The organism is Streptomyces albicerus, from assembly GCF_008905045.1.
Classification (GTDB): domain Bacteria; phylum Actinomycetota; class Actinomycetes; order Streptomycetales; family Streptomycetaceae; genus Streptomyces; species Streptomyces albicerus.
On sequence record NZ_VWMY01000040.1, the window covers coordinates 48,388 to 61,219 of the forward strand.

Annotated in this window: 14 protein-coding genes; 8 read left to right on the plus strand and 6 right to left on the minus strand. The window is 68.8% G+C overall.

Features of this window, described 5'->3' with window-relative positions:
• Positions 1-2 precede the first annotated feature (2 nt).
• Entirely contained in the window at positions 3-821 is an 819-nt protein-coding gene (locus GAS53_RS32755) for a hypothetical protein (RefSeq protein ID WP_151481345.1), read from the minus strand.
• A 190-nt stretch (positions 822-1,011) separates the two neighbouring features.
• On the opposite strand from GAS53_RS32755, the gene GAS53_RS32760 reads away from it, so the two are divergent.
• Positions 1,012-1,227 (plus strand): hypothetical protein, encoded by a 216-nt coding sequence (locus GAS53_RS32760; protein ID WP_151481346.1) that lies wholly within the window; start codon positions 1,012-1,014, stop codon positions 1,225-1,227.
• Positions 1,228-1,233: 6 nt separating this feature from the next.
• Here GAS53_RS32760 and GAS53_RS32765 read toward each other — a convergent pair whose 3' ends face one another.
• Both GAS53_RS32765 and GAS53_RS32770 read right to left on the minus strand, forming a co-directional pair.
• The gene (locus tag GAS53_RS32765; protein WP_151481347.1) at positions 1,234-1,830 is read right to left on the minus strand and encodes a TetR family transcriptional regulator; all 597 of its coding nucleotides are present in this window, start codon (positions 1,828-1,830) and stop codon (positions 1,234-1,236) included.
• Between the two features lie 26 nt (positions 1,831-1,856).
• Positions 1,857-2,867, minus strand: a complete 1,011-nt coding sequence (locus GAS53_RS32770; protein WP_151481349.1) for an aldo/keto reductase — start codon at positions 2,865-2,867, stop codon at positions 1,857-1,859.
• Between the two features lie 59 nt (positions 2,868-2,926).
• Between GAS53_RS32770 and GAS53_RS57725 the strand changes: the two genes are divergently transcribed.
• Together GAS53_RS57725 and GAS53_RS32775 are read left to right on the plus strand one after the other, a co-directional pair.
• The gene (locus tag GAS53_RS57725) at positions 2,927-3,058 is read left to right on the plus strand and encodes a hypothetical protein (RefSeq protein WP_263974183.1); all 132 of its coding nucleotides are present in this window, start codon (positions 2,927-2,929) and stop codon (positions 3,056-3,058) included.
• 49 nt (positions 3,059-3,107) lie between these two features.
• Positions 3,108-3,470, plus strand: a complete 363-nt coding sequence (locus GAS53_RS32775; protein ID WP_151481350.1) for an SH3 domain-containing protein — start codon at positions 3,108-3,110, stop codon at positions 3,468-3,470.
• A 104-nt stretch (positions 3,471-3,574) separates the two neighbouring features.
• On the opposite strand, the gene GAS53_RS32780 is transcribed toward GAS53_RS32775, so the two are convergent.
• Positions 3,575-4,495 carry a DUF4394 domain-containing protein gene (locus tag GAS53_RS32780; protein ID WP_151481351.1) on the minus strand — a complete coding sequence of 307 codons (921 nt, stop codon included), beginning with the start codon at positions 4,493-4,495 and terminating at the stop codon, positions 3,575-3,577.
• Between the two features lie 279 nt (positions 4,496-4,774).
• A complete protein-coding gene (locus GAS53_RS32785) occupies positions 4,775-6,157 on the minus strand; it encodes a glycine--tRNA ligase (protein ID WP_151481353.1) in 1,383 nt (460 codons plus the stop codon).
• Between the two features lie 219 nt (positions 6,158-6,376).
• On the opposite strand from GAS53_RS32785, the gene GAS53_RS32790 reads away from it, so the two are divergent.
• The 5 genes from GAS53_RS32790 to GAS53_RS32810 all read left to right on the plus strand — a co-directional run bounded on the left by GAS53_RS32790 (position 6,377) and on the right by GAS53_RS32810 (position 11,910).
• Positions 6,377-7,354: a metal ABC transporter substrate-binding protein gene (locus tag GAS53_RS32790; RefSeq protein ID WP_151481354.1), complete on the plus strand. Its 978-nt coding sequence runs from the start codon at positions 6,377-6,379 to the stop codon at positions 7,352-7,354.
• Positions 7,355-7,403: 49 nt separating this feature from the next.
• The gene (locus tag GAS53_RS32795; protein WP_151481356.1) at positions 7,404-8,186 is read left to right on the plus strand and encodes a metal ABC transporter ATP-binding protein; all 783 of its coding nucleotides are present in this window, start codon (positions 7,404-7,406) and stop codon (positions 8,184-8,186) included.
• 11 nt (positions 8,187-8,197) lie between these two features.
• Positions 8,198-9,106 (plus strand): metal ABC transporter permease, encoded by a 909-nt coding sequence (locus tag GAS53_RS32800; protein ID WP_151481426.1) that lies wholly within the window; start codon positions 8,198-8,200, stop codon positions 9,104-9,106.
• A 59-nt stretch (positions 9,107-9,165) separates the two neighbouring features.
• Positions 9,166-9,585 (plus strand): Fur family transcriptional regulator, encoded by a 420-nt coding sequence (locus tag GAS53_RS32805; protein ID WP_151481357.1) that lies wholly within the window; start codon positions 9,166-9,168, stop codon positions 9,583-9,585.
• A gap of 303 nt (positions 9,586-9,888) precedes the next feature.
• A complete protein-coding gene (locus GAS53_RS32810; RefSeq protein ID WP_151481359.1) occupies positions 9,889-11,910 on the plus strand; it encodes a flavin monoamine oxidase family protein in 2,022 nt (673 codons plus the stop codon).
• A gap of 55 nt (positions 11,911-11,965) precedes the next feature.
• Here GAS53_RS32810 and GAS53_RS32815 read toward each other — a convergent pair whose 3' ends face one another.
• Complete coding sequence (locus tag GAS53_RS32815) at positions 11,966-12,811, minus strand: isoprenyl transferase (RefSeq protein WP_151481360.1); 846 nt, start codon at positions 12,809-12,811, stop codon at positions 11,966-11,968.
• Positions 12,812-12,832 lie beyond the last annotated feature (21 nt).

Sequence of the window (12,832 nt, forward strand, 5' to 3'; positions counted from 1 at the left end):
TGTTAGGCCAACTCGTCGATCCGCTCGGCACAACCCTTTTCGAGCCACTCGAACTTCTCCCGTACGCCGTGCCACGACGGCGCGTACTCGTCCGCCTCTTCGATCGCCGTCCGTAGCTCGTCCTCCAGGGTCACGCGGGCGGCCTTCGGCAGGATCTGCGTACCCAGGAACCGGTAGCCCGTGTTCAGCCGGGTGTCCAGCAGACGGCAAAGGTCGTCGGCCTTCTCTCGGCAGTGCTCGCGCAGTTCGAGGAGCCTCGGGTCAATCTTGTTCACCTGGTACACGGCGTGCAGGACGGTGAACGCTCGGCTGAGGGCATCGGTCCGTTTGATCACCTCGGTGCACAACTTGCGGGTCCTGGCCGTCGACTTGTTGACCGCGACGAGGGCACCGAGGACCAGCGTGAGGCTGATCGTCACCTTCTGCGCGTCCGAGAGCTTTTCGAGGGTTCCCAGTGCCACACCGTTCATCCCCAGGGCGACGCCCAGCAGAGCGAGGCTGTGGAAGAAGGTCTCGCTGCCGATGTGGGGGTCGAGATCATCCCACCCCCAGCCGTTGCCGCGCGGCGACAGCAGGCGCACACCCGCGGTCGCCACCAGGATGATCCCGCCCATGAGGAAGCTGCGGAAGGCCACATAGACCGCGGCGGACACGCCGACCACCGCCAACACGTACCGGAACGTGAGCAGCCGACGCTTGTTGACACCGCGCAGCTGGTTCCTCACACGTTCCCACGCGAGACTCCCCAGAGTCCGGACAACCGTCGTGATCGCGGTGGCGCCGGTGGCCGTCAGCAGGATCGTGTCGAAAATCGCGGCCATGCGGACCCCCCGGCCCCTGGGCCACCCCCGAAGCGACCCCCCGAGCGTCTCTCATACACCTCGGCGCTCCGGGCCGCACCCCTCAGTGCGCGGAATTCACACATAACTCACCACGAAGGAGCCCCTGTTGATGTTGTTCTTGCTGCACACTCCTTAGCGCGCAAGCGGAGCGCGACAACCAGGAGGCGTCATGCTGCAGATCAACACCAGCAAGGTGAGCCGCTGGGACCAGCACGGCCGCGAGCACATCGTCCGCGTCCAACGCGCGGGCGTGCAGCGGACGATCAGATGCGATACGTGCGGCTGGCGCAAGGGTGCCCAGTTCCTGCCGTGGCTGAAGGCCGAGGAACACCTCGCGGAGGCCCATCAGGCCACGGTGGACCCGACGGAGGGCTCCGCCGGCTAGGCGGTTTCAGGCCCGCAGCCCCCGCAGCACAAGGTCCACGACCGCGTTGAACTCGGCCTCGATGCCCGGCTGTTCCCACTCGCGGGCGTAAGACGGGTCGTGGAAGCGGTTCGTGGCGTCGAAGACCGCGCGGGCGGTCGACGCGGCGGTGCTGGGCTCCACGGCGGTGAAGTCACCCTCGCGCATGCCCTTCTTGACGATGAACACGAGCTGGTCGACCAGATCGGCGATGTGCTCCTCGACCACCGCGCTGCTCTCACCGAGCAGAACCTCGTACGTGGCGAACAGCTGCGGGTCGTCGCCCGCTTTGTGGCGCTTGGCGGTGAACAGCGCCCCCAGCCAGTGCGCCAGAGCTTGGGGAGGCGTCTCGTCCGACGCCTGGGCGATCTCCTTGAGTGTCCGCGTCGTACGGTCCAGCCAACGCTTGGTGACCGCCTCCCGCAGCGCCACCTTCGTACGGAAGTGCCGGTACACGCTGCCGTGGCTGACGCCGAGCGCGCGGGCCACGTCCACCACGGTCGCCTTAGCGGGGCCGTGGCGACGCAGCACCTCCTCGGTCGCCTCGAGGATGCGCTCGGCGGTCAGGGTCTCGGTGGTCGCCATGGGGATGACCGTACCTGGCGGTACTGTCAGCGCTCGCTGTCGAGGTGTGCCATCTGGGCGGACGGGTAGCGGTCGCCCGCCGCGGCGCCCGGCGGGACCGCGTCCTCGATCGCGGCGAGGTCGGCGGCGTCGAGGGTGACGTCGAGCGCTCCGAGCGCCTCCGCAAGACGGTCGCGGCTCCGCGCGCCGACGAGCGGCACGATGTCCTCGCCCCGGGCCAGCACCCAGGCGATCGCGATCTGCGCGACGGAGACGCCCTTCTGCTCGGCGATCTTGCGCAACGCCTCGACGAGGCCGAGGTTGTGCCGGAGGTTCTCGCCCTGGAAGCGGGGGCTGATCGCCCGGAAGTCGTTCGCGGCCAGCTGCCGGTCCCGGGTGAAGTGCCCGGAGATCAGCCCGCGCGACAGCACGCCGTACGCGGTGATGCCGATGCCCAGTTCACGGGTGGTCGGCAGGATCTCGTCCTCGATACCGCGCGAGATGAGGGAGTACTCGATCTGCAGGTCCGAGATCGGGGCGGTGGCCGCCGCCCGGCGCACGGTCTCCGCACCGGCCTCGCTCAGGCCGATGTGCCGTACGTACCCCTTCTCGACGAGCTCGGCGATCGCGCCGACGGTCTCCTCGATGGGGACGTCCGGGTCGACCCGCGCGATCCGGTACACGTCGATGTGGTCGACACCGAGCCGCTGCAGCGAGTACGCCGCGAAGTTCTTCACCGCGGCCGGCCGTCCGTCGTAACCGGACCAGCCGCCGTCCGGATCGCGCAGGGCACCGAACTTCACGCTGGTGAGCGCCTGTTCGCGCCGCGCGGCCGGGGCGCTCCGCAGCGCCTCACCGATCAGCATCTCGTTGTGCCCCATGGCATAGAAGTCACCGGTGTCGAGCAGCGTCACGCCCGCTTCGAGAGCGGCATGGATCGTCGCGACGGACTCGGCCCGGTCGGCGTCGCCGTACAGCGCGGACATACCCATGCAGCCGAGACCGAGGGCGGAGACCTGAGGGCCGGTGGATCCGAGGTGTCGGGTTTGCATCGTCATGCGACCACCATGACATAACAGATGACAGATTTCAATATCTGTCATCTGTTATCTGTCATTTGTCATCCGCTCCCGACGACACCGCGCAGCGGGAGGACGACACGGACGCGGGAGCGACCGCGGGCCACAGCGTCAACCTGGGAGTTCCGAGTACGCCCTCCCCCATGGACCTCGATACGTTGCGGTTCTGAACGCTCCTACGCATCGAGGGGCGTAGCCACTAGGGGGAAGGAAGCCGGGATGCGATACGGGAAGCACGCCCTGCGCGGACTTGTCGCCGCTGCCACGGCCCTGGGCGTGGTCGGCGTTGCCTCGTCGTCGGCGCAGGCGGCGGAGTTCGTGACCACGTACGAGGCGGTCAATGTACGGGAAGCGCCCACGACAAAGAGCGCGAAGATCGGTACCCATCCTGCCGGACACACCCTTCTCGGCGTCTGTTATCAGTTCGGGGAGACGATCCGGGACAACGGTGTGGTGAACGACATCTGGGTTGCCACTGGGAAGAAGGGTGGCAACGGCTGGGCCTTCATCAGCGCCGTGTACCTGAAGGGCGACAAGTACGGCGGGCTCGACCCTGTCCGCGACTGGTGCGGGCACGTGTAGGTCATGGGCGCAGCCCCGTACCCGTACCCAACTGGGTACGGGTACGGGGCCGGGCCGTGGGCCGACTGTCGGAGGTGCTGAGCGCAGACCTCCAGAAATCGAGCTCAGCCCTGGTTCAGCGGGATCGCCAGGTCCACCACCTGCCGCCCCTGCGGGAACGACCCCAGCGAACTCGCCTTCCCCGTCAGCAGGTTGACCCGGAACGCCTTGCCGCCGGTCACCGCGTACCCCGTGTTCGTCCCCTTGCGCGCCGAGCTGTAGATGTCGAATCCGGAGTTCAGCGGCACGTCCGCGCCGAGCTTCCCCGTCGGTGCGAGGTTGCCGGCGTTGGCGGGCGACTGGACCGAGACCTGGTCCAGCGTGGTGTCGAGGTCGAAGAGGGTGGTGGCCGTGGTCGCGTCGAGGTCGTTGTTCGTGTACGCGGCACCGGGCACGCCGAGCGCGGTGGCACCCGGGTTCGGCGGCACCGGCGGGTTGGTGAGGGTGCCGTCGACGGCCGTGGTGCCGGGGGCCGGGGCGCCCGCCGGGTCGTCGAGGTTGTGGCGGAGGTTCTGGCCGGTGTCGCTGATGACCCGCAGCCGGTTGGCGGCCGGGTTGAAGTCGACACCGAAGGCCCTGCCCTGCAGGGCGACGCTCAGCTGCGAGACCTTGGTGGCGCGGGCGCCCACCTCGCGGATCGTGTAGATGCCGCCCTGGTCGCCGACCGCGTACAGCTTCTTGTTCTGGACGCGGTAGTCGATCCCGACGAGCGTCTTGTCGCCCTTGAGCCCGCCGACCTTTCCGAGCGGCACCACGACACCGGGACGGTCGACCGGGAACGTCACCAGCCGCTGGTCCGCCGTCAGCCCGAGAGCCCGCAGCCCGCTCGGCGCGAGCGCGTCCGGCAGACCGCCCCCGGCCCCCTTGGCCTCGATCCCCGACCCCTGCTTCGACGACTCCCCGTCCAGCGCCCCGGCCCCAACAACCCCGACGACCCCGATCGCGACGGCCATCGTGAGTACGCCAATGACTGCTTGCTTGCGCATGTTGCCCCCGTGAGAGGTTCGGCGACCCACCCCCTGCGGGCCGCTCGACCTGACCTTCGGAGCGCTTTGTCCCCCGGATTGCGAAAACCCCGGTTCATTACATCCGTTACGGACGTGACAGAACCGGGGCATTTGAAAGGGGCTGCCCCGTCAGGGGCGGGGGCCGCGCCCCGTCAGGGGCGCAGCCCCTAGGGGCGCGGGGAACTGCGCGACCAGCCACAACGAATCCGCAGCCGGACAAACAACATCAGCCAGGCAGCCGCCCGACCCGCGGAGCGATCAGCAGCCGATCAGCCGGCTGGCCAGGTACCCCTCGATCTGGTCCAGCGAAACCCGCTCCTGCTTCATCGAGTCCCGCTCACGCACGGTCACCGCGTTGTCGTCGAGCGTGTCGAAGTCCACGGTCACGCAGAACGGCGTACCGATCTCGTCCTGGCGCCGGTAGCGGCGGCCGATGGCACCCGCGTCGTCGAAGTCGATGTTCCAGTGCTGACGGAGAGCCGAGGCGAGACCCTTGGCCTTCGGGGACAGCTCGGGGTTCCTCGACAGGGGCAGAACCGCGACCTTGACCGGCGACAGCCGCGGGTCGAGCCGCAGCACGGTCCGCTTCTCCATCTTGCCCTTGGCGTTGGGCGCCTCGTCCTCGACGTACGCGTCCAGGAGGAACGCGAGCATCGCGCGGCCGACACCGGCCGCCGGCTCGATGACGTACGGCGTCCAGCGCTCGCCGGCCTCCTGGTCGAAGTAGGAGAGGTCCTGGCCGGAGGCCTTGGAGTGGGCGTTGAGGTCGTAGTCGGTGCGGTTGGCGACGCCCTCCAGCTCACCCCATTCGTTGCCGCCGAACTGGAAGCGGTACTCGATGTCGGCGGTGCGCTTGGAGTAGTGGGAGAGCTTCTCGGCCGGGTGCTCGTACCAGCGCATGTTCTCCTCGCGCAGGCCCAGGCCGGTGTACCAGTTCCAGCGCTCCTGCATCCAGTACTCCTGCCACTTCTCGTCCTCGCCCGGCTTGACGAAGAACTCCATCTCCATCTGCTCGAACTCGCGGGTGCGGAAGATGAAGTTGCCGGGCGTGATCTCGTTGCGGAAGGACTTGCCCATCTGGCCGATGCCGAACGGCGGCTTGCGGCGGGAGGTCTGCTGGACCTGGGCGAAGTTGGTGAAGATGCCCTGCGCGGTCTCGGGGCGCAGGTAGGCGACGGATCCGCTGTCCTGGGTGGGGCCGAGGTGCGTGGCGAGCAGGCCGGAGAACTGCTTGGGCTCGGTGAACTGGCCCTTGTTGCCGCAGTGCGGGCAGTTGACGTCCGCGAGGCCGTTCTCGGGCGCCTTGCCGTGCTTGGCCTCGTACGCCTCTTCAAGGTGGTCGGCGCGGAACCGCTTGTGACAGGAGGTGCACTCGGTGAGCGGGTCGGTGAAGGTGGCGACGTGGCCGGAGGCCACCCAGACCTCCGTCGCCAGGATCACGGACGAGTCGATACCGACGACGTCCTCGCGCGACGTCACCATGTAGCGCCACCACTGGCGCTTGATGTTCTCCTTGAGCTCGACACCCAGCGGCCCGTAGTCCCAGGCGGCACGCTGTCCGCCGTAGATCTCACTGCACGGGTAGACGAAGCCACGGCGCTTGCTCAGGCTGACGATGGTGTCGATCTTGTCGGCGGCCACGGTGCTCTCTTCATTACGACGACGGGCGACGAAGCGGTTGCTTCACAGCGATTGCTTCAGAGCGAATGCTTCAGATTACCGGCGGTCCCGCCCCCCGGATCAAATCGGTTCGGGGTCCCGGCCGTGCACCGCTCCCCCACCTGTCCCATACCGGGATGAAGTCGAAATCACAAGACAGCTTGTTGACAATCGTTTCCAGACTTGTTGAAAATGAGTGTCATGAACGTACAGCGACGCCTCATATCCGGAACCGCAGTCGCGGCGGCCACCGCCCTCGGTATCGGAGTCCTCTCCGCCTGCTCGTCCGAGTCGGACGCAGCCGACAGCAAGAGCAGCGGGAAGCTCGACGTCGTGGCGTCGTTCTACCCCATGCAGTATCTCGCCGAACAGATCGGCGGGGACCACGTCAGCGTCTCCAACCTCACCGAGCCCGGCCAGGAGCCGCACGACCTGGAGATCAGCGCCAAGCAGACGGCCCAGCTCCAGGAGGCGGACGCGGTCCTCTACCTCAAGGACCTGCAGCCGGCCGTCGACGACGCCGTGGGGCAGTCCGAGATCAAGACCAAGATCGACGCGGCCACGCTGACCAGCCTCGAGGACCACGGCAGCACCGGCCACGCCCACGAGGGCGAAGAGGAGCCCGCCGAAGAGGAAGAGCACGCCGAGGAAGAGGGCGGCCTCGACCCGCACGTCTGGCTGGACCCCGTGAAGTACGCCGAGCTCGCCGAGGGCGTGGGCAAGGCCTTCGAGAAGGCCGACCCGGACAACGCGGCGGACTACAAGAAGAACACCGAAGCGCTGACGAAGAAGCTCGGCGACCTCGACACGGAGTTCAAGGACGGGCTGAAGAACACCGAGTCGAAGGTCTTCTTCACCAACCACTCGGCCTTCAGCTATCTCGCCGAGCGCTACGGCCTGACCCAGGAGGCCATCTCCGGTCTCGACCCCGAGAGCGAGCCCAGCCCGGCCCGGGTCAAGGAGCTCCAGGAGGAGGCCAAGGCCGACGGCGTCACGACCGTCTTCTACGAGACACTGGTCTCCGACAAGACCGCGAAGACCCTGGCGAAGGACGCCGGTCTCAAGACTGATGTACTCGACCCTCTTGAGGGCATCACCGACAAGTCCAAGGGCGACGACTACATCGCCGTCATGCAGTCGAACCTGGCGGCGCTGGAGAAGGCCCTCGGCGCGAAGTGAGGCATCGGAAGTCAAGCGGCGGCAGTGAGTGACGAGGAAGGCGCGAGCCATGAAGGCTGACCAGCTCGGGGAGCCGGTCATATCCCTGCGCGAAGTGACCGCTGAGCTCGGCTCGCGCCCCGTCCTGCGCGGCATCGACCTCACCGTCCACGGCGGTGAGGTCGTCGCGCTGCTCGGCGCCAACGGCTCCGGCAAGTCGACGGCGGTGCGCACGATCATCGGTCAAGTCCCGGTCACGGGTGGCGAGATCGAGCTCTTCGGCACCCCGCGGCGCCGGTTCCGCGACTGGGCGCGTGTGGGGTACGTACCGCAGCGCACGACCGCGGCGGGCGGGGTGCCCGCGACGGTGACCGAGGTGGTGTCCTCCGGGCGGCTGTCCCGCGCCCGCTTCGGGATCCTGCGCAGGGCCGACCGTCAAGCTGTCCACGAGGCGATCGAGCTGGTCGGCATGGCAGACCGCGCGAAGGACTCGGTGAACGCGCTCTCCGGCGGCCAGCACCAGCGCGTCCTGATAGCGCGCGCCCTGGCCTCCCGTCCCGAGCTGCTGATCATGGACGAGCCGATGGCGGGCGTCGACCTGGCCAGCCAGGAGGTGCTGGCGGCGACCCTGCGCGAGCAGGTTTCCCAGGGGACCTCCGTCCTGCTCGTCCTGCACGAACTGGGCCCGCTGGAGCCGCTGATCGACCGCGCGGTCGTCCTGCGTGACGGCTGCGTGCTGCACGACGGCCCGCCCCCGCAGGCGGTCGGCCAGCACGCGCTTCCCGGCCACGACCACGTACACCCGCACGCGGCTCACGACGCCGAACCGATCCGAACGGGACTGCTGAGCTGATCGCCATGAACCTGGAAATCCTCGACTACGCGTTCATGCAGCGGGCCCTGCTCGCCGCCGTCCTCGTCGGTATCACGGCGCCCGCCGTCGGCATCTACCTCGTGCAGCGCCGCCAGGCCCTGATGGGCGACGGAATCGGCCACGTGGCGATGACCGGCGTCGGCCTGGGCTTCCTGCTGTCCTGGTCCCCGGTGTGGATGGCGACGGCGGTGTCCGTGCTCGGCGCGGTGCTGATGGAGCTGATCCGCTGGTACGGGAAGACGCGCGGCGACATCGCGCTGGCGATGCTCTTCTACGGGGGCATGGCGGGCGGTGTGATGCTGATCAACCTCGCACCGGGCGGCTCCAACGCGAACCTGAGCTCGTATCTCTTCGGCTCGCTCTCGACGGTGTCGGAGAGTGACGTGACGGCGATCTGTCTGCTCGCCGCCTTCGTGCTCGTGGTCACTCTGGGCCTGCGCCGACAGCTGTTCGCGGTGAGTCAGGACGAGGAGTTCGCGCGGGTGACCGGGCTGCCGGTACGCGCCCTGAACCTGCTGACGGCCGTCACGGCCGCGGTCACGGTCACGGTCGCCATGCGGGTCGTGGGGCTGCTGCTGGTGAGCGCCTTGATGGTGGTCCCGGTGGCCGCCGCGCAGCAGCTCAGCCGCAGTTTCGCCGCGACCTTCGCCATCGCGGTGGCGATCGGGGTGAGCGTGACCCTCGGCGGGACGGTGACCTCGTACTACCAGGACGTGCCGCCCGGTGCGACGATCGTTCTGCTGGCCATCGGCGCGTTCATCCTGCTCACGGCACTGGCGGCACCGCTGGCCCGCCGTAGGGCGCGGGCCGCCACACAGGCCGCGGCGCGGGAGGCCGGCGACCCGGCGGAGTGCGCGATTCCGGCCACGCACGCCCCCGTGGGAAAGGCCGGCGTCTGACCGCGCCCATATCGGGCTGGCACAATGGCCCGGCAAGCCGCAGACGTTTGGAGGCAACGGTGACGACCGCTGGACCGCCCGTTCGGGGCCGCTCCACCCGGCAGCGCGCCGCCGTGGCGGCGGCGCTCGACGAGGTCGACGAGTTCCGCAGCGCGCAGGAGCTGCACGACATGCTCAAGCACAAGGGTGACTCCGTCGGGCTGACCACGGTGTACCGCACGCTGCAGTCGCTCGCGGACGCGGGTGAGGTCGACGTCCTGCGGACGTCGGACGGTGAGTCCGTGTACCGGCGCTGCGCGAGTGGCGAGCACCATCACCATCTTGTGTGCCGTGTCTGTGGCAAGGCTGTCGAGGTGGAGGGGCCTGCGGTGGAGAAGTGGGCCGAGGCGATCGCGTCCGAGCACGGGTATGTGAACGTGGCGCATACGGTGGAGATCTTCGGCACCTGTGCGGAGTGCGCTGCGCGCGCCAAGGGGTAGGGGTAGGGGCTTGCGGTTCGTGTTCGTCTGCGGGTCGGTGGGGGCTTGTCGCGCCCCGCGGCGGAGCCGCAAATGTCACAGCCCCGCGCCCCTCAAAAGCTGCCTGCGCCCCTGAAAGACACAGGGCGCTCAGCCCCTCCCGCGCCAAACCTCCGGCGCGTAACCGGTGGTTGCGTGTCGGAGCGCCGGAGCCGCTCAGGCGCTCGGCGTCGCCGTGGCCGCGACCCCCTTGCGCTTACACGATCAGGTGGTCGGTGTTGATCTGTCTATCGGGTGGGTGTCGGTGCGGCTTATCCAAGACGTATGGATGATCTCCGTACGCCTTCGACGCACGACCATCATCGGCATCACTCCCCGTTGTCCCGGCGGCAGTTCACGGCCGTGGCGGGTACGACCACGGCGGCCGCGGCGCTCGGTCTGAGCGCGGCCGACGCCACCGCACTCGCGCCTGCCGGGCCGGTGAGCGCGCCCAGATCCACCGCCGACTGGAAGATGTGTCTCGCGGTCGCGCGTGCGCTGCTGGTCGTCGATGAGGATGGCCGGCCGCTTGTGCCCGGGTACAAGAAGATCCTCGGCTCCGGTCTGCCGGCCGTGCGCGGCAAGGCGGCCAAGAAGGTTCTGGTGGTCGGCGCGGGTCCGGCCGGTCTGGTCGCGGCCTGGTTGCTGAAGCGGGCCGGGCACAAGGTCACGCTGCTGGAGGCCAACGGCAACCGGGTCGGCGGCCGCATCAAGACGTTCCGTACGGGCGGTCATGAGGGGGCGGCGCAGCCGTTCGCCGACGCCCTCCAGTACGCGGAAGCCGGGGCCATGCGGATCCCCGGCAGCCATCCCCTGGTGATGAGCCTGATCGACGGTCTCGACGTCAAGAAGCGCCGCTTCCACCTGGTGGACGTGGACGGTGAGGGCAAGCCGGTCAACAACGCCTGGCTGCACGTGAACGGCGTCCGGGTACGCCGCTCCGACTACGCGAGGAATCCCCGCCGGATCAACCGCTCGTTCGGCGTGCCCCGCAAGCACTGGGACACGCCCTCCTCGACGATCCTGCGCCGGGCCCTGGATCCCGTACGCGACGAGTTCAGCACGGCCGGCTCTGACGGCAAGCGGACCGACAAGCCGATGCCCGAGCGGATCCGGGGCTGGGCACGGGTGATCCAGAAGTACGGCGACTGGTCGATGTACCGGTTCCTGACCGAGGAGGCCGGCTTCGACGAGCGCACCCTGGACCTCGTCGGCACCCTGGAGAACCTGACCTCACGGCTGCCGCTGTCCTTCGTGCACAGCTTCATCAGCCAGTCGCTGATCAGCCCGGACACCGAGTTCTGGGAGCTGGTGGGCGGCACCGCGGTCCTCCCGGACGCGCTGCTGGACAAGGTGCGCGACGTGCTGCGTCTCGACCGGCGGGCGACCCGTATCGAGTACTGGGACCCGGAGCGGCCCGGCTCCGACGACACCGCGCACGTCCGCGCGGGCGGCCCGCACGTGTGGATCGACACGGTGTCCGAGGGGCGCGACGGCAAGGTGGTGCGCGAGCAGTTCACCGGCGACCTCGCGATCGTCACGGTGCCGTTCTCGGGGCTGCGGCAGGTCCAGGTCAGCCCGCTGATGTCGTACGGCAAGCGCCGGGCCGTCGCCGAGCTGCACTACGACAGTGCTACCAAGGTGCTGCTCGAGTTCAGCCGCCGCTGGTGGGAGTTCACCGAGGCGGACTGGAAGCGGGAGCTGAACGCGGTACGCCCCGGCCTGTACGAGGAGTACCGGGCCGGCAAGGCGCCCGACGACGGGAGCCTGCTGGGCGTCCACCCGTCCGTGCCGGCCGGCCACATCACGCCGGGGCAGCGCGTCCACTACGCGGCCAACCGCTGGGCGACCCGTGACCAGCCGGAGGCGGCGCACATCATCGGCGGGGGTTCGGTCTCCGACAACTCCAACCGGTTCATGATCAACCCGTCCCACCCGGTCGACGGCAGCAAGGGCGGTGTCGTCCTCGCCTCCTACAGCTGGGCCGACGACGCCTCGCGCTGGGACTCCCTGGACGAGGACGCCCGTTACCCGCACGCGCTGCGAGGCCTCCAGCAGGTCTACGGGCAGCGTGTCGAGGTCTTCTACACCGGCGCGGGCCGCACGCAGAGCTGGCTGCGCGATCCGTACGCGTACGGGGAGGCGTCCGTGCTGCTGCCGGGCCAGCACACGGAACTCCTGGCGGCGATCCGTTCCTCGGAGGGCCCGTTGCGGTTCGCCGGTGACCACACGTCGGTGAAGCCGTCGTGGATCGAGGGGGCGCTGGAGTCGGGGGTGCGGGCGGCGCTGGAGGTGCACCAGGGATGAGGGGTGAGCGCGGGGTTCGGGGGGCGCGTGTGCGGCCCCCCGAACCCCCCGTCCGCTACGGCTGGTTGCCCTTCATGCCTTCCTCCATGGCCAGTAGGTCCTCGTTCGGGACGGCGCCGCCGAAGCGGCGGTCGCGGGAGGCGTACTCGACGCAGGCGCGCCACAGGTCGCGGCGGTCGAAGTCGGGCCACAGCACGTCCTGGAAGACCATCTCGGCGTAACTCGACTGCCAGATCAGGTAGTTGGAGGTGCGCTGCTCGCCGCTCGGGCGCAGGAACAGGTCCACGTCCGGCATGTCCGGGTAGTACAGGTACTTCTGGATGGTCTTCTCTGTGACCTTCTCCGGGTCGAGCTTCCCGGCGGCGACGTCGGCGGCGAGCGCCTTGGCGGCGTCGGCGAGCTCGGCCCGTCCTCCGTAGTTGACGCAGAAGTACAAGGTCATCGCGTCGTTCTTCTTCGTCTGCTCCTGGGCGACCTGGAGCTCCTGGACGACGGACTTCCACAGCTTGGGCATCCGACCGACCCAGCGGATCCGGATGCCCAGCTCGTCCATCTCGTCCCGGCGGCGCCGGATGACGTCCTTGTTGAAGTTCATGAGGAAGCGGACCTCTTCGGGCGACCGCTTCCAGTTCTCCGTCGAGAAGGCGTACAGCGAGAGGTTCTTGACTCCCAGCTCCAGGCAGCCGTTGAGGACGTCCAGGACGACGCCCTCGCCGACCCGGTGCCCCTCGGTGCGCGGCAGGCCGCGCTCCTTGGCCCACCGTCCGTTCCCGTCCATCACGCACGCGACGTGGTTCGGGATCAGCTCGCCGGGGAGCTTGGGCGCGCGGGCGCCGGACGGGTGCGGCTCCGGCGTCTTGTACTCGCGGCGCTGGCGCCCCAGGATCCCGCGTACCACCATGTGCTTCTCGTCTCCCTCTGA